Origin of the sequence: Paraburkholderia sp. EG286B (genome assembly GCF_040965655.1) — a bacterium.
Lineage (GTDB): Bacteria > Pseudomonadota > Gammaproteobacteria > Burkholderiales > Burkholderiaceae > Paraburkholderia.
In genome coordinates, this window is sequence record NZ_JBFRCF010000017.1 from 52,757 (window position 1) to 71,649 (window position 18,893).

The 18,893-nt window shown below is 65.5% G+C and carries 19 protein-coding genes; 15 read left to right on the forward strand and 4 right to left on the reverse strand.

All coding sequences use genetic code 11. From position 1 onward, the window contains the following. The first annotated feature begins 15 nt into the window (after window positions 1-15). From AB4Y42_RS30650 to AB4Y42_RS30695, 10 genes are all read left to right on the forward strand, one after another. Entirely contained in the window at window positions 16-867 is an 852-nt protein-coding gene (locus AB4Y42_RS30650; RefSeq protein WP_368696249.1) for an alpha/beta fold hydrolase, read from the forward strand. A 372-nt stretch (window positions 868-1,239) separates the two neighbouring features. Further along, window positions 1,240-2,415 carry a porin gene (locus AB4Y42_RS30655; RefSeq protein ID WP_368689926.1) on the forward strand — a complete coding sequence of 392 codons (1,176 nt, stop codon included), beginning with the start codon at window positions 1,240-1,242 and terminating at the stop codon, window positions 2,413-2,415. A gap of 289 nt (window positions 2,416-2,704) precedes the next feature. After that, the gene (locus AB4Y42_RS30660; protein WP_342919814.1) at window positions 2,705-3,178 is read left to right on the forward strand and encodes a glycine zipper family protein; all 474 of its coding nucleotides are present in this window, start codon (window positions 2,705-2,707) and stop codon (window positions 3,176-3,178) included. A gap of 189 nt (window positions 3,179-3,367) precedes the next feature. Then, a complete protein-coding gene (locus AB4Y42_RS30665) occupies window positions 3,368-3,946 on the forward strand; it encodes a YSC84-related protein (protein ID WP_368689927.1) in 579 nt (192 codons plus the stop codon). Between the two features lie 12 nt (window positions 3,947-3,958). Next, window positions 3,959-4,546: a hypothetical protein gene (locus AB4Y42_RS30670; RefSeq protein WP_368689928.1), complete on the forward strand. Its 588-nt coding sequence runs from the start codon at window positions 3,959-3,961 to the stop codon at window positions 4,544-4,546. Between the two features lie 96 nt (window positions 4,547-4,642). Then, window positions 4,643-5,029, forward strand: a complete 387-nt coding sequence (locus AB4Y42_RS30675; protein WP_028208093.1) for a response regulator transcription factor — start codon at window positions 4,643-4,645, stop codon at window positions 5,027-5,029. A gap of 73 nt (window positions 5,030-5,102) precedes the next feature. Further along, on the forward strand, window positions 5,103-6,437 hold the full coding sequence (locus tag AB4Y42_RS30680; RefSeq protein WP_368696250.1) for a paraquat-inducible protein A: 1,335 nt from the start codon (window positions 5,103-5,105) through the stop codon (window positions 6,435-6,437). Next, on the forward strand, window positions 6,421-8,043 hold the full coding sequence (locus tag AB4Y42_RS30685; protein WP_368696251.1) for an intermembrane transport protein PqiB: 1,623 nt from the start codon (window positions 6,421-6,423) through the stop codon (window positions 8,041-8,043). The genes AB4Y42_RS30680 and AB4Y42_RS30685 overlap by 17 nt, the downstream gene beginning before the upstream one ends. Then, a complete protein-coding gene (locus tag AB4Y42_RS30690; protein WP_368689932.1) occupies window positions 8,040-8,672 on the forward strand; it encodes a membrane integrity-associated transporter subunit PqiC in 633 nt (210 codons plus the stop codon). The genes AB4Y42_RS30685 and AB4Y42_RS30690 overlap by 4 nt, the downstream gene beginning before the upstream one ends. Window positions 8,673-8,691: 19 nt before the next feature. After that, the gene (locus AB4Y42_RS30695; RefSeq protein ID WP_368696252.1) at window positions 8,692-9,525 is read left to right on the forward strand and encodes a hypothetical protein; all 834 of its coding nucleotides are present in this window, start codon (window positions 8,692-8,694) and stop codon (window positions 9,523-9,525) included. A 30-nt stretch (window positions 9,526-9,555) separates the two neighbouring features. On the opposite strand, the gene AB4Y42_RS30700 is transcribed toward AB4Y42_RS30695, so the two are convergent. Together AB4Y42_RS30700 and AB4Y42_RS30705 are read right to left on the reverse strand one after the other, a co-directional pair. Next, window positions 9,556-10,473, reverse strand: a complete 918-nt coding sequence (locus AB4Y42_RS30700) for a DUF2950 domain-containing protein (protein WP_368696253.1) — start codon at window positions 10,471-10,473, stop codon at window positions 9,556-9,558. An 11-nt stretch (window positions 10,474-10,484) separates the two neighbouring features. Next, window positions 10,485-12,008 carry a DUF3300 domain-containing protein gene (locus AB4Y42_RS30705; RefSeq protein ID WP_368696254.1) on the reverse strand — a complete coding sequence of 508 codons (1,524 nt, stop codon included), beginning with the start codon at window positions 12,006-12,008 and terminating at the stop codon, window positions 10,485-10,487. A gap of 237 nt (window positions 12,009-12,245) precedes the next feature. Here AB4Y42_RS30705 and AB4Y42_RS30710 point away from each other — a divergent pair, with 237 nt between their 5' ends. Then, window positions 12,246-12,470 (forward strand): hypothetical protein, encoded by a 225-nt coding sequence (locus AB4Y42_RS30710; RefSeq protein WP_368696255.1) that lies wholly within the window; start codon window positions 12,246-12,248, stop codon window positions 12,468-12,470. Between the two features lie 231 nt (window positions 12,471-12,701). Here AB4Y42_RS30710 and AB4Y42_RS30715 read toward each other — a convergent pair whose 3' ends face one another. Continuing rightward, on the reverse strand, window positions 12,702-12,869 hold the full coding sequence (locus AB4Y42_RS30715; protein WP_368696256.1) for a hypothetical protein: 168 nt from the start codon (window positions 12,867-12,869) through the stop codon (window positions 12,702-12,704). A gap of 344 nt (window positions 12,870-13,213) precedes the next feature. Between AB4Y42_RS30715 and AB4Y42_RS30720 the strand changes: the two genes are divergently transcribed. Together AB4Y42_RS30720 and AB4Y42_RS30725 are read left to right on the forward strand one after the other, a co-directional pair. After that, window positions 13,214-14,386: a nitrogen regulation protein NR(II) gene (locus tag AB4Y42_RS30720; RefSeq protein WP_368696257.1), complete on the forward strand. Its 1,173-nt coding sequence runs from the start codon at window positions 13,214-13,216 to the stop codon at window positions 14,384-14,386. Further along, complete coding sequence (locus tag AB4Y42_RS30725; protein ID WP_368689938.1) at window positions 14,383-15,024, forward strand: response regulator transcription factor; 642 nt, start codon at window positions 14,383-14,385, stop codon at window positions 15,022-15,024. Before AB4Y42_RS30720 ends, AB4Y42_RS30725 begins: the two co-directional genes overlap by 4 nt. Before the next feature lie 44 nt (window positions 15,025-15,068). Here the strand turns inward: AB4Y42_RS30725 and AB4Y42_RS30730 are convergent, their stop codons facing one another. Continuing rightward, window positions 15,069-16,070 carry an AraC family transcriptional regulator gene (locus AB4Y42_RS30730; protein ID WP_368696258.1) on the reverse strand — a complete coding sequence of 334 codons (1,002 nt, stop codon included), beginning with the start codon at window positions 16,068-16,070 and terminating at the stop codon, window positions 15,069-15,071. 246 nt (window positions 16,071-16,316) lie between these two features. Here AB4Y42_RS30730 and AB4Y42_RS30735 point away from each other — a divergent pair, with 246 nt between their 5' ends. Further along, window positions 16,317-17,372, forward strand: coding sequence for a 3-keto-5-aminohexanoate cleavage protein (locus AB4Y42_RS30735; protein ID WP_324140444.1), 1,056 nt, complete (start codon window positions 16,317-16,319; stop codon window positions 17,370-17,372). A 127-nt stretch (window positions 17,373-17,499) separates the two neighbouring features. After that, window positions 17,500-18,834 carry an MFS transporter gene (locus tag AB4Y42_RS30740; protein ID WP_368689940.1) on the forward strand — a complete coding sequence of 445 codons (1,335 nt, stop codon included), beginning with the start codon at window positions 17,500-17,502 and terminating at the stop codon, window positions 18,832-18,834. Window positions 18,835-18,893: the final 59 nt, after the last annotated feature.

Here is an 18,893-nt window from a genome sequence, read left to right on the forward strand (position 1 = left end):
CCTCTGGAGGAATCCATGACTGCCATTGCCTACCGCCGTGCCGATGTCGACGGCTTCCACGTGTTCTACCGGGAAGCCGGGCGCGTCGGCGCGCCGAAGCTCCTGCTGTTGCACGGCTTTCCGAGTGCCGGCCACATGTTCCGCGACCTCATTCCGAAGCTGGCCGACCGCTTTCATATCGTCGCGCCGGATCTGCCGGGCTTCGGTCAATCGGACCTGCCGGACCGGGAGCAGTTCGCGTACACGTTCGAGAACATCGCGAAGGTGACGGGGCGCTTCACCGAGCGCATCGGCTTCGACCGGTTCGCGGTGTACGTGTTCGACTACGGCGCACCGACGGGCTTTCGCCTCGCGCTCGCGCATCCCGAGCGCATCACGGCGATCATTTCGCAAAACGGCAACGCCTACGAGGAAGGCCTGAGCGACGGCTGGAATCCGATTCGTGCCTACTGGCAGGACGCGTCGCCGGCCAATCGCGAGGCACTGCGTGCGATGCTCTCGCGCGAAGCGACGATCTGGCAATACACGCACGGCGTGCCCGATGCGTCGGCGGTGTCGCCGGACGGCTATTCGCTCGACGACTACTATATGAACCGCCCCGGCGCGCACGAGATTCAGCTCGATTTGTTCCGCGACTATCGGAACAACGTTGCGCTCTACCCCGAGTTTCAGGCGTATTTCCGCACACATCGGCCGCCGTTTCTCGCCGTGTGGGGCAAGAACGATCCGTTTTTCCTGCCTCCGGGCGCGGAGGCATTCAAGCGCGACTTGCCGCAAGCCGTGGTGCGCTTTTTCGACACCGGCCACTTCGCACTGGAAACGCACGCCGACGAGATCGCCACGGCGATCACGGAATTTCTCGCATGATGGTTGGCAATACTGATCGAACGAGGAGCGGGAAGATGGCCGAAAAAGTCACAATCGTAACGGGCGCAAGCCAAGGCAGCACGGCACGCGTGGGCCGGTCTGCTGCTCGTGGCGCTGCCGCTCGCGCTGGTTGCGCACGCAACGTCTGCCGTCAGCTACTTCAAGGAGAAGATCTCGCAATGGATGCGGCCCGAACTCGCACATGCCGGTCTCAACGCTTTATTTAAGCTGCGGTTACAGACCGCCGTCCTTCATTCACGTTGCATTGGGTGTCTTGCGCCGACAACGGCACCAATTTCACGCGGGGGGCATTCCGGAGCAAGCGACTAATATAGGAATACCGATTACCCGGTGCGTGAAGGAGTTGCAAACATGAAAAAGCTTGCGCTTATGTTGCTTCCTGTTCCGCTCACCATGCTGGCGCCGGTCGCTCAAGCGCAAAGCAGCGTTACCCTGTACGGCGTGATCGACGAAGCCTTTCAGTTTGTCCACAACGCCGACGCTCAGGGCAACAACCTGTATCGGATGCAAGGCGGCAATCTGCAAGGGTCCCGCTGGGGCTTGAAGGGAACGGAGGATCTGGGCGGCGGCCTGAAGGCGATCTTCCAGCTGGAAAGCGGATTCGATATCAATAGCGGCAAGATGGGCAACTACAACGGCAATACCTTGCTATTTGGCCGTCAAGCCTTCGTTGGATTGACGCACCAGCAGTATGGAACGCTGACACTGGGTCGCCAGTACGACCCGGTCGTCGACATGGTCCAGCCGCTTACCGCAGACAACTACTGGGGCAGCACCTTCACCACGCCGGGCGACGTCGACAACAACGACAACAGCTCTCGTACGAACAATGCGATCAAGTATCTCTCGCCGCAATTCGCGGGCTTCCAGATCGAAGGCATGTATGCGTTTGGCGGCGTGGCGGGCGCGACCGGTTCGCAGCAGACCTGGTCGGCGGCGGCGAGCTATGTGACTGGCCCGTTCAGCATCGCGGCGGGCTACGTCCGTATGACTAACGCCAACTCCACGATTCCTCGCACCGGCTGGACCAGCACTTCGGACGGCACGTTCGATGGTGGCTTTCAGAACCTCGCTTACGAAACCGCCAAATGGGTCGGCATTGGCTCCGTCGCGCTGCAATACGTGGCCGGACCGTGGACGTTCGGCGGCCGGTATAGCAATGCGCAGTACAAGGCCGACGCGCAATCGCTTTTCCCATCCAACCAGCGCTACAACGTCGCTGGCGGTTTCGTGAACTATGCGGTTACGCCGGCGTCGCTCATCGGTGTCGGCTATACGTGGACGCACAGCGCGGGCGACACCTCGGCGACCTATAACCAGGTCTCGCTGGGCGGCGACTACAACCTCTCCAAGCGCACCGACGTGTACCTGGTCGGCGCGTGGCAGCACGCCAACGGCACGCAGCGCGTACCGACCGCAACGGGTTCCATTCTGACCACCGCGGTCGCTTCCGTGGCGGACTACGGACTGAACGGCAGTTCGAGTTCGCAAATCATGGTGAGCCTCGGCATTCGCCACAAGTTCTGATTCCCCGCCGTCTCTCTTCTACGCCCGCCACACCGCATGGCCGTACCGGCCGTGCGGCGGCGGGCGCTTCATGGCGCCTGTCAGCCGCTGTGGCTGGCGGTAGGACCATGGTCTGATTGTCTTCGCCGTGCCACTCCCGCATCATTGAATGGACCACTGCGCCGGTCGCACGGCGCGGTGCTTGCCCGCATTCGGGCGTCGTGCCGTCGGCACGACTGTCGCTTCCCAACCTCCCGCCGATAGCAGCAGGCGTATTCGGCGCGCTCTCGCACGCGCTCAAGGAGTTGATATGGATACCTATATAAATCGTCGGACCGGCGCCCTGTGCGCCGCCGTGCTGCTTGCGATGAGTGCCGCGCAGGCAACGCCTATCGCCTATCCGGCGAAAGGGCAGAGCGCGCAGCAACAGCATGCGGACGAATCGGCGTGCTACTCGTGGGCGAAGAGCAACACGGGTATCGACCCGAAGCAGGTTGCGTCGACGCCACCGCCGCCTTCGGGCCCGGCCGTGGGCGGCGGCCAGCGTGTCCAGGGCGCGGCGCGCGGCGCGGCGGGCGGCGCGGTGATCGGCGCGATCACCGGCGACGCGGGCAAGGGCGCTGCAGTGGGCGCGGCGGCCGGCACGATGGTGGGCGGCTCGCGTGCGCGGCAGGAACGGCGTGCCCAGCAGGCCAACGCCCAGCAACAGCAGCAGGGCGCAATCGACACGTTCAACCGCGCCTTTGCCGCGTGCATGCAAGGGCGCGGCTACACGGTCCAGTAGCGGCCGCGATGCTTGCTGTGGCTCGCGGCGGCGTAAGACCAAGGTCCGATTTGTCCTGTGTGCCGCGTCTGCGACTATGTAACTGAACGATGAGCAACGATGTGCGAGCAACGTCTCATTTCCGCGTGACGTTCGATCCGCATGCGTGAGTGCCGTATCCGGGCTGTCTAAACTCAATGGAGGACAACAATGAAGCGACGGATTTTTGTGCTTACGGCGGCGGCCGCGGCTGGGCTGGCTGCAGCGGGTTGCAGCACGACCACGAGCAGTGGGACGAGCGGCGCGACCGACGCGGCGAAACGCCAGGAGATCGATGCGGCCGTGGACGGCACGATGTCCCGGCTGTTCTCGACGGTCCCGGGCTCGCAGGAACTCGTGTCCAAGTCGCAAGGCGTACTGGTGTTTCCATCGGTCGGCAAGGCAGCGTTCATTATCGGCGGGTCGTATGGCCAGGGGGCGTTGCGCGTAGGCGGATCGACGGTCGGTTACTACAGCACGGCGGCCGCTTCGTTCGGCTTGCAGGCAGGGGTGCAGTCCACCGCCGTGATCTTCCTCTTCATGACGCAGGAGTCGCTCGACAAATTCCGCAACTCGAAGGGCTGGTCGGTGGGCGGCGACGTTGCCGTTGCGCTCGTCAAGGTCGGTGCGAACGGGCAGATCGACACGAGAACCGCAACGGCGCCGGTCCAGGCGATCGTGATGACCAATACGGGCATCATGGCCGATGCGTCGGTCGCCGGCACCAAGGTGACGAAGCTCGATCTGTAACAGGAGGTCGCGATGTCGTACCTCAAATGGATTGTTTCAGCAGTCGTCGTTGCCGCGGCGCAGCTTGCCGCGGCCCAGGGCCAGACGACGGCCAACGTGACGCACGAGCCGGGTAAGGCGACCGTCACCGGCATGCACAAGGTGACGGCGACCATCACGAAGATCGACGCCGACACCCGCACCGTCACGCTCAAGCGTCATGACGGCAAGCTGGTCGAAGCCGAGCTGGGACCGGAAGTCAGAAACTTCGACCAACTAAAGGTCGGCGATGTCGTGACGATGACCTATAAGGAATCGCTCACGCTGAGCCTGAAGAAGGGCGGCGGCGAGACCTCGGTGCAGGAAACGCCGCAGGTCGAGCGGGCGGCTGCCGGCGAGAAGCCCGGCGGCATGGTCGGGCGTGAGGTGAAGGTCACGGCCAATGTCGTTGCGGTCGACACCAAAACGAAAACGGTCACCCTGATGGGACCGGAAGGGGGGACGATGGACCTGCGGGTCGAGGATCCGCAACAGCTTGCAAACGTGCAGGTCGGCGATCAGGTCGAGGCAGTGTATACGGAAGCGTTCGCCGTATCCGTCAAGCCTGCACAACACAAGTAGTCGCGCATGGGGCAGCCGCTTGCGCTCAGGATGCCGGTCGGCGCGCACGGCGGCGCCGCTCTGGCTGTCCTCATCAGTAACCGAACGCTAAGTCAAATGAACAACGTGACACGATCCGTGGCCGTCGTCGACGACGAGGAGTCGGTCGGGCGGGCGATCCAGCGCCTGTTGAAATCGGTCGGCATCGACTCCGACGTGTACACCAGCGGCGAGGCCTTTCTCGACGCGCTGGCGGCCGCGGCGCCCCACGCGCCGGCGTGCGTGGTCCTCGATATCCAGATGCCCGGCATCAACGGTATCGAGGTACAGCGCCGGCTGGGCGGCACCGGCATCCAGTGCATCGTGATCACGGCGCACGACGATGCGCGCGTGCGCGAGCAGGCACAGGCGGCCGGCGCGGTTGCGTACCTGCGCAAGCCGTTCGACGACTCCGCGCTCATCGGCGCGGTCCATGCAGTGCTTGGCGTGCCGCCACCGGGCTGACGCCCCCGCATGCCGAATCGGTACAGCGACGATGAATCGACCACGCCACGACCGGATTCCGGGAGGCCCCGCAATGAAGCGCGCCGAGCTTCTTGTCTGCCACGACTGCGATCTCATGCAGCGCGGCGCGCCTTGCCCGCCGGGGGGCACGCTGCGCTGCCTGCGCTGTAACGCCGAACTCGAAAGGAATCTGCCGGAAAGCCTCGGCCGTGCGCTCGCGTTCGCGTTGGGCGCGCTCGTGCTGTTCGTGATTTCCAACCTGTATCCGATCGTCGGGCTCTCGGTGAACGGCAATCTCGTGCGCACGACGCTGTGGCACGCGGTCGAGATTCTCTATCTCGACGGCATGTGGCCCATCGCGGCGCTGGTGTTCGCCACGACGATCTTCATGCCGGGCATGCAGGTCGTGTGTCTGCTCGCCCTCCTCGTGCCGCTCGCGATGAATCGCGCGCCGTGGCAGGCGCCGCTCCTGTTTCGTGCGATGTACATCGCACGGCCCTGGGGCATGACCGAGGTGCTGATACTCGGCCTGCTGGTCGCGCTCGTGAAGCTGTCCCATATCGCCACGGTCGTGACGGGTGTTGCGTTGTGGTCGTTCGGCGCGTTGATGCTGGTGCTCGCGGGCGCGAGCGCGGCGTTCGACGCGCGCCAGTTCTGGTCGCGCGTGGCGCGGGCGACGCAGCCGGCCAGCGCGGTCAGGGTGCCCGACGCGCCCGGCGTGACGACGAACTTCGCGTCTGGCGAGGCGGCCGGAACGCGCGGGGAGCACGCCGCAGGCCCGCTCACGGGCGCCGCGTGCGGCATCGCGCGCTGCCATGCATGCGGGATGCTCGCGCGCATGCCTGCGGCGGCGCATGCGGCGACGTGCCCGCGCTGCGGCAGCGCGCTGCATATGCGCAAGGTCGCGAGCCTCTCGCGCACGTGGGCGCTGCTGGTCGCGGCGATGGTGCTGTACGTGCCGGCGAACGTACTGCCCGTCATGGACACGAGTTCGCTGTTCGGCACGCAGAAGGACACGATCATGAGCGGCGTGGTGTATCTGTGGGTGTCGGGGTCGTGGCCGCTTGCGCTGCTCGTGTTCATTGCCAGCATCGCCGTGCCCATGCTGAAGATCCTCGGGCTTTCGTATCTGACGTGGACCACGCAGCGCCGCTGGACATGGCTGCCCGAGCAGCGCACGCGCATCTACCGGCTGATCGAACTGGTCGGCCGCTGGTCGATGCTCGACATCTACGTGATCACGATGCTCGTCGCGCTGGTGCAGTTCAACGCGCTCGCCACGATCAAGGCGGGCCCCGCGGCGATCGCTTTCGGCGCCGTCGTGATCCTCACGATGTTCGCCGCGAACATGTTCGACTCGCGTCTCATCTGGGACGCGATGGAGCGCGAAAATGGCAGCGCCCGGTAACGACAATTCCTTGCCGGACCTGCCCGAGGCGAAGCCGGTGCGGGGCTCGCGCTGGCGCATGCAGATCGTCTGGCTCGTGCCGATCGTCGCGGTGCTGATTGGCGGCTGGCTCGCCGCCAAGGCGATCATCGAGGAAGGGCCGACCATCACGATCAGCTTCAAGACCGGCGACGGCCTCGAGGCCGGCAAAACGAAGATCAAGTACAAGGACGTCGATATCGGCGTGGTGAAGGCGGTCACGCTCTCGCCCGATCACAAGCGTGTGATCGCGACGGGCGAGCTCGTGAAAGATGCGGCGAGCATGCTCGTCGACAACACGCGCTTCTGGGTCGTGCGTCCGCGCATTTCCGGCGGCACGGTTTCGGGCCTGGGCACGCTGCTCTCCGGCTCGTTTGTCGGCATGGATGAAGGCAACTCCAGCAAGGCGCGCCACGACTTCGTGGGGCTCGAAGTGCCGCCCGTGATCCCGAGCGATATTCCGGGGCGCGAATTCGTGCTGCACAGCGTGAACATGGGCTCGCTCGATGTCGGCTCGCCGGTGTTCTTCCGCCGTCTCCAGGTCGGGCAGATCGCTTCGTATGAAATGGACCCGAACGGCAAGGGCGTGACGCTGCGTGTGTTCGTGAACGCACCCTACGACAGGTTCGTGCGCAGCGATACGCGCTTCTGGCACGCGAGCGGGCTCGACGTCTCGCTCAGCCCGGATGGCGTGCAGATCAACACGCAGTCGGTGGTGTCGATGCTGATTGGCGGTGTGGCGTTCGAAATGCCCGACGACGCCAGCAGCGAATCGCCCGAGGCCGACGCCGAATCGAAGTTCGAGCTTTACGCCACGCACGCCGACTCGATGAAGGTGCATGACCGCATAGTCGACACCTACGTCGTGACGTTCTACGACTCGGTGCGCGGGCTGACCGTCGGCGCGCCCGTCGATTTCCGCGGCGTCGTGATCGGCGAGGTCACACGCATCTACACGCGCTTCGACCCGGTCAAGAAACAGTTCAGCATTCCTGTCGAAATCAATCTGTATCCGGAGCGCTTTACGTCGCGCTTCGAGAACGGCCAGCCGGCCGGGCGCCTCACTGCGCAGCCGCGCCAGCTTGCCGAGTTCCTCGTTGCCAGCGGCTTCCGGTTCCAGCTGCGCTCGGGTAATCCGCTCACGGGACAGCTCTACGTCGCGTTCGACGTTTTCCCGGACGCGCCGAAGGCGAAGATCGACTGGGCGAGAACGCCGCCCGAGATGCCGACGGTGCCGCGCACGTTGCAGTCGCTGCAGGATTCGCTCACGCGGCTGCTCGCGAAGCTCAACAGCATCCCGTTCGAGGCGATCGGCGCAAATGCGCAGCGTACGCTGCAAAGCGCGAACGACGTGATGGCGAAGCTCGGCACCGACGTCGTGCCGCAGGCGCACGACACGCTCTCGGCGGCAAAATCCACGCTCAACTCGGCCACCGACGCCTTGCAGCCCGACTCGCAACTCCAGCAGAACACGAGCGACGCCATGCGTGAACTGGCCCGCACCGCCGCGTCCGTGCGCATGCTCACGGATTATCTCGAGCGCCATCCCGAGGCCGTGGTGCAAGGCAAACCTGGAGGCAAGCAGTGAACCGCCGCAACCCGACCCTGCCTGCCGTTCTCGTCGCTGCGATAGCGTGCCTCGCCGGCTGTTCTTCGCAGTCGCCCACGTTCTATGCGCTGCGCGCCGACGAATCGGGCGCCGCAACGGCCAGCACGTCGCCCGCCGTGCCGACGAGCGCCGCTGCACTCGATGTCATCGTCGGTCCCGTGACCGTGCCCGACATGGTGGACCGGCCGCAAATCGTCACGCGCAATCCGGACAACACGATCCAGATGAACGAGTTCGCGCGCTGGGCCACGCCGCTCAAACTGGACGTCGGGCGCGTCGTTGCCGCGGACCTTGCGCAGCGGCTCGGTACGGCGCACGTCTCGACGTTCGATGGCGCGGCCACCCCGCCGGTCTGGCGCGTTCGCGTCGATATCACGCGCATCGACAGCGTACTGGGAGATTCCGTGACGATCGATGCGCAATGGGTCGTGCGCCCGCCGGGTCACCAGGCGCTGACGCTCGGGCACACGGTGGCGCACGAGCAGGTGACGGGCCAGGACTACGGCGCGCTCGTCGACGCGCACGATCGCGCGCTCGCCACCATCAGCGCCGACATTGCGGCCGCGATTCGCGCGGACCATGCAACCGTTGGCAGCGCGACGGAGTGAGCGCGCCACGCGGGATCTCATGAAGACGTTGCATTGTGCGTGGCTCGCACTGACCGCGGCGCTGGCGCTGGCCGGCCACGATGCGTCGGGCAGCGTGCCGCGCAACGAGGACACGCCAGCGGGACTCTTCGCGGTGCTCGATTACGTGGTCGCGCCCGCCGAGCCGACGTCCGCGCAGAGCGCTGTGGCGTTGCGCGAGGCCGGCGTGGAGCAGGAGACAATCAAGGCGCGCATCGTCGAAGCCTGGTTCTACCGGCTGCGTGCCGACCCGGCCGTAGCGGTGGCGGTGCCCGGCGGCGTGGCGGGCCTCGAGGCGCGGCTGCGCGACGACGCGGCGCGCGAGCGCCTGATCCGCGGCGGCATTGCGCGCCTGACGCCGCAGGACCGGCTCGCGTACTTCACGCTGCTCGCGAAATACATGGGCCGCGCGGCGCGCGGCAATTGCCAGGGCATGGCGAGCGTGCAGGACATTGCTCAGGGCATTTCGATCGGCAGCATGAGCGATGCCGACACGGCCGAATATTTCTCGTTGCTTTATCGCGTGGTGGTCCGTTCCGTGCTCGCCGCGCCGGTCACGCTGCCCGCGCCCGTGGCGTACGAGCGGGCGCTGCGGCATCTGGACGACGCGGTCAACGCCGCGCTTGCTGGCGATCCGCAATCCGTGGCGCGTCTCGAGCGCGTCACGAACGGCGGGCCGGGCGCCACGATGGCCGATATCTGCTGGGCGAGCGCGGTGCTCATGCGCTCGACGGCTGCGATGAGCGCACCCGACCGCGATGCGCTACTGCTCTACATGCTCGGCGAAGACGCACCGGCGCGAACGCCTGCCCCCGAACCCGCCCACGCGCCCTGACACGCAGTGGCGCTGTGGCGGTGTTGCGTGTCACGGCGAAGCCTTCGACCAGCCCGGACCCGGATCGAACGACGTCATCGCTTCGGCCTTCGCCGCGCCATCCGGGCCGAGATCGCGCTCGTAGACCTGGCCGTCGTGGCTCACCATGAATGTCTTGATACCCGTGTCGCCGTACCGCACCGGCCACGCAACGACGCCGAAGCCGCCGAACAGCTTGTTGTCGACCATGTAGTTATACGCGCCGCCGGGCGCGTGCGGACCCTGCGAGGTCAGCAGCTTGTAGTGGTAGCCGTAATAACCGGCGTTTTCGGAGTTGCGCGCGCCGGCCTTGAGGAATGCGACGCCTAGCGGGCTCGGTGTGGCGTCGGGGCCGGTCGGCCAGTACAGCCCGTCCTGCTTGCCCGGCGAACTCGCGAGCTTGCTGGCGTAGACCAGCATGTTGCTGCCGTCGTGATAGGTTTGCGCATATTCGCGCTGCGCGTCGTAGACCGCGAGCATCGTCTGCATTACGGCAAGTTCGTTGCGGCCGATGCGGCGCACGCGCATTTCCTCGACTCCGGCGTGGGTGTCGAAGTGCCAGCCCTGGGCGGTTTTGACGAGCGGGACCGGAAAGGTCCAGCCGTCGTCGCCAACGGCGATCATCGCGTGATTTGCATCGGTATCCTGAATGGCGTGCGAGGTCTGCCATTCACTCAGGAATTTGTCGCGGATCTCCGCACCGACCGGCGGGATGAGCTGGCGGAAATCGGCGCCGAAGAGCGTGCGCAGTTCCGCTTCGTCGTTGCCGGCCACGGCGTCGCCGAACGCGGCCATCGCCGCGTCGGGCGTAGCGAAGGTGTTTTGTCCGGCGGCCGCGCAAGGCCGCGGCGCGTACGCGAGGAGGGCAATGGCAATCGCCGCTGCGACTGCAGCCGATGCAGCCGGACGGAGAAACTCATGTCTGTTCATGGCCGTTCTCCCTAGCGTCTGCCGCCGCCACGACCGCCGCCACCGCCGCGCATCCCGCCGCCGCCGCTCGGACGATTGAACCCCGAAGACTGCACGCTGGAGCGGCCGCGACTCGCGTCGCGCTGGGTGGCGCCGCCGCCGCCCACACCCTGGAAGGCGCCATCGCGGCCGCCTCCGCCGCCGTAGCTCCCGCCACCGCCGCCGCCATACCCGCCGCCTGCCCCGGTACTCACGCGATTGCTCACGCCGGCATTGTTCGCCATGCCGCCGCGATTGCCTGCGGCACCGTTATTACCGATGTTCCCGCGATTGCCGCCCGCTCCGTTGTCGGCGATGTTCCCGCGATTGCCTCCGGCGCCGTTATCGCCGAGATTCCCGCGGTTACCTCCGGCGCCGTTATTGCCAGGATTTGCGCGATTGCCGCCCGCTCCGTTGTCGGCGAAGTTCGCGCGGTTGCCCACACTCGCGTTATTGCCCGCGCCCCCGCGATTGCCGGGATTGCCCTGATTCCCGCGGTCGCCATTGCCCAGGCCCTGGCCGCCTGCACCGCCGCTCGTGCGGTTGCCGCGGTCGGCCACGCTGGCGCCGTTCTGGCCGTTGCGGCCGCGATAGTCGCGGCGGCCGTCGGCGCCCGCCACGTTGTTGCCGAATTTCTCGCGCGTGGCATTGTCACGGTACGCAACGCCCTGGCGGTGGCTCGAATCATGCTGCCACTTGCCTCCCTGGACCTTCGTGCTGTCGAAGTTGCGATTGACGTTGCGCGCCTTGTCCACGTTGATGTTGACGTCGCCGCCGCCCCAGTTGCAGTTGCCGAAGATCGCGCCGGCGGCGGCGAGCCCGACGCCCCACGCGAAGCCGGTCATCAGTGCGCCGCCGGGATAGTAGGCGGGATAGGGCGGCCAGGCGTACGGCGGGTAGGCCGGGTAGCTCCACGCGCCGTACACGACCGTGGGGTTGTACGCGGGCACGTAGATCACCTCGGGGTTGGCGGGCTCGATCTTCACGATGGTCTGGCTGGTCTGGCCGCCTTGCGCGGGCGGCTGTTCGACCACGACCTTCTGCTGCTCGTTGCTCTTCAGGTTGCCCGAGTCCTGCGCGCGTGCACGCAGGCGCTGCACCGCGGCGAGCACATCCTTTTCCTGGGCGAGGAAGGCGTCACCGAGCTTCTGGGTCCAGTCGAGCTTGTCGTTCATGGGCTCGAGCGCCTGCGGGAACGCGACGAGCGATTTCACGCTCGTGTCCCACGGCTGGTCCTGCACGGCTTTCACGGCTTCGTCGCCCTTCAGCTTCGGGTGTTCCTTGACCCAGCGCGCCGCGTGCACGATCTCGAGCGGGTAGGTCGATGCCATCAGGACTTGCGCGAGCACCGAATCGGGATAGAGCGCAATGGGCGCGACCAGCGCCTCGAGCTCCTCGGGTTTGTAGGGGGCGGGCTGCGGCGCGTCTTGCGCGCGCACCGCCTGAGCGCCTGCCACGAGCAACGCGAGCACGAGCAGGCAGAGCGTGTACGTGCGTTGTTTGATCCATAAGGTCATGGCCGATCCTTCCATTCGTTTGCTCAACCGGACTGCGGGACGGATAGCGACAACGTGAAGGGGCGAGCGCGTGCGCGCATTCTTGTTCGAGTGTGGCGAGGCGGAGGGCCCCACGGGTATGGTCCGGTAAGCCACTCTGTGCTGGCAATCGGACCAGAGTCCTATTGACACCGCATTGGCGGCGCAATGATGCTATTCACTCGTCGAGGCTGGCAGCGCCGCTACCTGGAGATCCAAATGAAGATGCGTTTTGCGCTGTGTGCGATGGCGCTCCTGCTGTATGCGCCCGCCTTCATGTCTGAAGTATTTGCGCAAGCGGGAACGATGGGTACGAAGCAGATGCGGGACGTGCAGCGCAAAGCGGAGCACAAGGCCCGTTCGAACCAGTCCCAGCAGCACGGGCAGCAAAATTCGACGCAGCATCATGCGGCGAGTGCAGCCGCCCCGGCTTCGGCGCCTTGATCGACAACGGCACCCAACGATCCGTCACGCGTTCGAGCTGTGACGGATCTTGCACGGCCATTTAGCGCATTCATTTCCAGATCGAAATAATGGCCGCGGCTATTTCATAAAAAACAGCATAGATAATTCAAGATACAAACTGCATGATCACTATTCATATTGAATGGAAGTGATTGCGCGAGCCATTTACAGAAATCAAATAAAACGTTCGCAAATATTTCCGGCTAATAGTCAGTGTATATAGGCCGGTGCAAGCGCATTCAAGGCATGGGGCGCTTGAAAGGCGTTGTATGCGGGAAAAGTTATCGAAAACAATTGCGCATGGAACGAATCATCGGCAATTTCTTTCATATAATTAACGCGCGGTGAAAGCGCACAGTGACGCGGTTCCGCAATCATGATCCCATCCGTTCTTTTCTTCAACGACTGACTCAGTCTCCGCAACTGCCGGAGCGTTCTTCGAAAATCAAAAGTAGGCGGTAGTCAGTATTGGGGCGCAGCCTGCCCCGCGAATGGCCGGAATTCTGGTGCTCGTCAAATCCGCCCCGCCTGGGCGCTGAAGCGTTTGAAAACGTTTCGCAGGCTGCCGCAGCAGGGCAGCGTAGCCGGAGGACACCGTGATCAGGGCAGACATGGGGAACGAAAAACTAAAACTGAACAGATCGAGAGCCGAGCACGCAGCGGCCAGCCTGCTGGCGTGGCTCGACAGGATCAAGCCACGCACGCTTCCGAACGGGAAGGCTTTGGCCGCTCGCAACACCGGCCACACAACGGCGCAGGCCACGCAGGCCATTGCGCAAAGCCTGCATAGCGTTCTCGAAGTCGTGCCCGCGGCGGCGCTCGTGATCGACGAAGCGGGCAGCGTCGCATGGGCCAATGGCATGGCCACCCGCGTGCTCGGCTACGCCCTGGGCGAGTTGACCGGCATGCGCATCGAAAACGTGCTCGTGGCCTGGCGTAGAGACGCGCGCCCCGTATCGTTCGGCGCACTGAAGTCCGCGGACGGGCTGCCGCATAGCGTGACGCGCGTGGCCATCGCGCGCTCGAAGAACGGCGCCGATATCGACGTGCATGTGAGCGCTTCGGCGTCGCTCGCGGCCGGTCCCACGGGGCGCATGGTGGTCGTCATCGAACCGGAAAGTCACGACACGACGCTCGCGGAGTCCAGCAGCGAGCCACGCCGGCTGCGTCGGGAACGGGCGTCCGAAGTGGGCGACATGGCCGCCGCGCTGGCGCACGAAGTCGACCAGCCGCTCACGGCCATTCTCAGCAACGCGCAGGCCGCGCAGCGGTTTCTCGCCCAGAGCCCGCCGGCCATGAGCGACCTGCGGGAACTGCTTGGCGAAGTCGTATCCGACAGCACGCGGGCGCACGCGATCATCCGCAAGATGCGCCAGTCCGCGCGCTGCGAGCCGCCCGAACTGTGCCCGGTCGATGTCGGCAGCCTCGTGCGCGACGTGGTGCGCCTGCTGCGCCGCGAGACGGAGACCTGTGGCGCGGCAGTGGGCGCGCGCATCGACGACGGCCTGCCGCAAGTGCATGGCGATGCGGTTCAACTGCAGCAGGTGCTCGTCAATTTGCTGCTGAATGCACTCGATGCAGTGCACGACTGCCGCGCCGAAGATCGCCGGGTAGGCATCGTCGTCACGACGAGCGAGGATCGCGGCAAGGTGCGCCTCGCCATCCGCGATCATGGGCCGGGTGTCGACGCCGACCGGCTCGTCACGCTGTTCAAGCCGTTCATGACGTCCAAGCCGCAAGGGCTGGGTCTGGGCCTCTCGATCAGCCGCACCATCGTGATGGCGCACGGCGGCCAGCTCTGGGCCGAGCGCAACGTCGATAGCGGCCTGACGTTCCATATCGAACTTCCCGCGGAGGGCGCGTGCGTGCAGACGACTACGCGTTTTTCACCATGAATTCGCCAGCTTCCATCGTGTTCGTCGTGGACGACGACGAGCACGTTCGCAACGCACTCTGCCGCTTGCTGCGATCCGGCGGCTACACGGTGGAGGCCTACGGCAGCGCCAGCGCCTTCCTGCACGGCGCGGATCTGGCGAGCGCGCCTGCCTGCCTGCTGCTCGATCTCCAGTTGCCCGACTTGAGCGGCATTGAATTGCAGCAGCAGCTCGAGGGCAGGGTGCCGATCGTCTTCGTTTCGGGCCACGGCGACATGAATACGGCGGTGCGGGCGATGAAGGCGGGCGCTTCGGATTTCCTGACGAAGCCGATCGACGCGCAGGTGCTGTTCGAAGCCACGTCGCGCGCGCTCGAACTCGCCTGCCATCTGTTCGAACAACGCGAGCAGCGCGCGGAGATCCAGCGCCGGGTGGAAAAGCTCACGCCACGCGAGCGCGAGGTCATGGCGCTCGTGGTGACGGGCCGGCCGAACAAGCTCGTGGCCGACGAGCTGGGCGCGGCGGAAAAAACGATCAAGATTCACCGGGCGCGCGTCATGGAGAAGATGAAGGCGAACTCGCTTGCCGATCTGGTGCGGCTCATGACCACGTTCGATGCCGACGCGACTGAGCTGCACCCGCTTCCGCATACGGGCTGAGGGGCCAGGGGACCAGCGCGCAGGGCACGCGCGCCGTCGTCCCGTCACTTCAAATGGCTATTGCGCCAGTCGCGCGGCGTCATGCCGAAGCGCGCGCTGAACCAGTTCGTGAACGAGCCCTGCTGGGCGTAGCCGAGCAGGTCGGACACACGTCCAATGGGATAGCGCGGGTTGCTCATGTAGCGCACGGCAAGTTCGCCACGCACTTCCTCCACGAGCCGCGTGAAGCTCGTATCGGCGACCCCGAGCTGGCGCTGCATGGTGCGCACGCTCAGCCGCAGATGCGCGGCCACGCCTTCGACGCTGGCCTGCTCGAGCGGCAGCAGCAGGTAGATCGCCTTGCGCACTTCGAGCGCCGTGGAATCGACGCCCGTCGCGTTGAGCGATTCGGCGAGGCTCTCCGCGTAGCGCACCAGTTCCGGGTCGGCGGCGGGGTTCGGGTAGTCGAGGTCGGCGGCCGTGCAGACGATGCCGTTGAAGTCGCTGCCGAATTCCAGCGGACAGCCGAAAAAACGCCGGTGAAACGTGAGGCTGGGCGGCGACCGGTGAACGAAGTGCACCGCGCGCGGTTTCCAGTGCTCGCCCAGCAGCGCGCTGGAGTGGCGCGCGAGCACGCCCACGGCGAGTTCGATGGCCTGGTAGGTCGGCGTGCCCGGATCGACGACCAGTTCCTCGCGGATCGTGACGGTTGCGCCCGCGTCTTCGACGTACACCGCGAGCGCTTCGTTGAGCAGGTGCCGGTATTCGGCCGTGGCGAGCAGCACCTCGCGCAGCGTGCGCTTGTGCGCGAGCAGAATGTTGACCACGCCGCTGCCGAACTTGTGGCGCGTCTCGGCCATTTGCAGCGCGAAGGTCGGGCACGCCGCCTTTTCCGCCGAACGCTCGAGCAACCGGCACGCGGCGGCGGCGGGAATGCGGTGATCGGGGTTCGCGAGCGCTGCGGCGTCCACGCCCGTCTCGTGGGCAAGCTCGACCGGGTTCAGTCCCACGCGCTTTGCCACGTCGAAATAGCCGCTCAGCGAGACCGAGCTCAGCGTCGTTTCCATTGTCGTGTCTCCTCTTTGCTGCAGCCTCGTTGCGCTTCTTCAGCCCGCCAAACATGGGCTTGCGCTTATCTCGGTGTTAACGCCTGGTGGCGCGAAAAGCTAAAACGATGGCGTGCGATCAGAAAAGTGTAGCGCAGGATTGCCGTATCGTGCATCTCAACGGTTCAGCCACGTTCCGAGCGGTATTTCAGGCTCCTGGCCACGTTGCCAAACGTTGAAATCCCGTCACCCATATTGGAGAACACGATGCAATTCCTCGACGATTCGCTGCACCCCGAGAACCAGGACAAGGTTGTGATTACCACCGCGCCGTATGGCCCGGAATGGATGCCCGAAGACTTCCCGGAAGACATTCCGGTGACGATGGAAGAACAGATCCAGAAGGCCGTGGACTGCTACAACGCGGGCGCAACGGTGCTGCACCTGCACGTGCGCGAACTCGACGGCAAGGGCTCCAAGCGCCTGTCGAAGTTCAACGAGCTGATCGCAGGCGTGCGCGCTGCGGTGCCGGACATGATCATCCAGGTGGGCGGCTCGATCTCGTTCGCGCCGGAAGACGATGGCCAGGCCGCCAAGTGGCTTTCGGACGACACGCGCCACATGCTGGCCGATCTCGAACCGAAGCCGGACCAGGTGACTGTGGCGATCAACACCACGCAGATGAACATCATGGAGCTGCTCTATCCGGAATACCTGGAGGGCACGTCGCTGGCGCATCCGGCGCTCATGGCCGCGTACAGCGAAATGACGGTGCCGGCCGGCCCGGCATGGGTGGAGGAGCATCTGCGCCGCCTGCAGGCTTCGGGCATCCAGCCGCACTTCCAGCTTACGGGCATCCACGCGCTCGAAACGCTCGACCGCCTCGTGCGCAAGGGCGCGTACAAGGGTCCGCTGAACCTCACGTGGATCGGCATCGGCGGCGGCTTCGACGGCCCGAACCCGTTCAACTTCTTCAACTTCGTGCATCGTGCGCCCGATGGCTGTACCGTCACCGCCGAGTCGCTGCTCAAGAACGTGCTGCCGTTCAACATGATGGCGATGTCCATGGGCCTGCACCCGCGCTGCGGCATTGAAGATACGATCATCGACCAGCACGGCAAGCGCTTCACGTCGGTGCAGCAGATCGAGCAGTGCGTGCGCGTGGCGCGCGAACTGGGCCGCGAAATCGCCACGGGCAAGGAAGCGCGCGAGATCTACCGCATTGGCGTGCAGTACGAGACGGTCGACGAAACGCTCGCGGCCAACGGCATGGCGCCGAACCGCGTGGCCGGCGTGAAGAACCTGCCGCTGCGCGCGGCGTAATCGAAGTGAGGCCCGGCGCCGCGGGCGCGGGCCTCGAAACGGATGTCTGGCGCTTGCCTTGCGGCCGCCGGCCGACCTGAGAGAACAACGGAACCCGACGAAGAGCGGGCTAGCACGGAGACAACCCATGCTTACAACGCATGCCGAGCCCACCGCGGGCGAATTGACGACGACCGGAACGAGCGTGCCCGCTTATGCGTGGGTGGTGTTCGCCTTGACGGTCGGGCTGCTGCTTTCGGATTACATGTCGCGGCAGGTCCTGAATGCCGTGTTCCCGCTGCTCAAGACCACATGGAATCTTTCTGACACGCAGCTCGGCTCGCTGAGCAGCGTGGTCGCGCTGATGGTGGGCGTGCTGACGTTTCCGCTGTCGGTGCTCGCCGACCGCTGGGGCCGCGTGAAGAGCATCGTCCTGATGGCGGCGCTGTGGAGCATCGCCACGCTTGGCTGCGCGCTCTCGACGAACTACGGCGAAATGCTGCTTGCACGCGCGTTCGTCGGCATCGGCGAAGCGGCTTATGGCAGCGTGGGGATTGCCGTTGTGTTGAGTATTTTCCCGGTGCGTCTGCGCTCCACGATTACGGGCGCGTTCATGGCGGGCGGCGCGTTCGGCTCGGTGCTCGGCATGGCGCTGGGCGGTGCGGTGGCGGCGCAGCTTGGCTGGCGCGCGGCGTTTGGCGCGATGGCGGTCATGGGGATCGTGCTGGTCGTGATCTATCGCATCGTCGTGACGGAAAAGCGCATTGCCCCGCTGCAGCCGGCAAGCGTGAGCCGCGAGGCGAATGGCCTCGGCATGCGCATGAGCCTGCGCGCGCTGCTCAAGGGCCTGTTTTCCACGCGCTCCGTGGTGTGCGCGTATGTGGGCAGCGGCGTGCATCTGCTCGTGCCGGCGGCCGTGTGGAGCTGGCTGCCGAGCTTTTTGAACCGCTACTACGGCATGGCGACCGGCAAAGCGGCCGCGACCGCCGCGCTGTTCGTGCTGGTGACGGGCATTGGCATGGTGGTGTGCGGCAACCTCGCGGACCGCTTCAGCAAGGATAACGGCGCGCGCAAATGGAGCATCGCCATCGCGTACTGCCTGATCTGCTTCGCGCTGCTCGCGGTCGGCTTGCGCATGCCGGCGGGTCCGGCGCAGCTGGTTCTGATCGGCGCGGCCATGTTCTTCTGCGCAGGCGCAGCGGGCCCCTCGGGCGCGATGGTGGCGAACCTCACGCCGCCCTCGATCCACGCCTCGGCGTTCGCCACGCTCACGCTGGCGAACAACCTGCTCGGCCTCGCGCCCGCCGCGGTGCTCACGGGCATGGCCGCCGACCATATCGGCCTGCTTGGCGCGCTGCAACTCGTACCGTTTGCGCCGCTCGTGGCGGCAGTGGTTTTCCTGATCGGCAAGCGCAATTACGCCGTCGATCTGGATCGTGTGAACGCACTGCGCGAAGAAGCCGGTGGTCACGCACAACGATGAAATTGAACAGGCAGTTTGAGTCCGCTTGACCGGGTTCGAGTCAATGCGTTTGAGTAAAG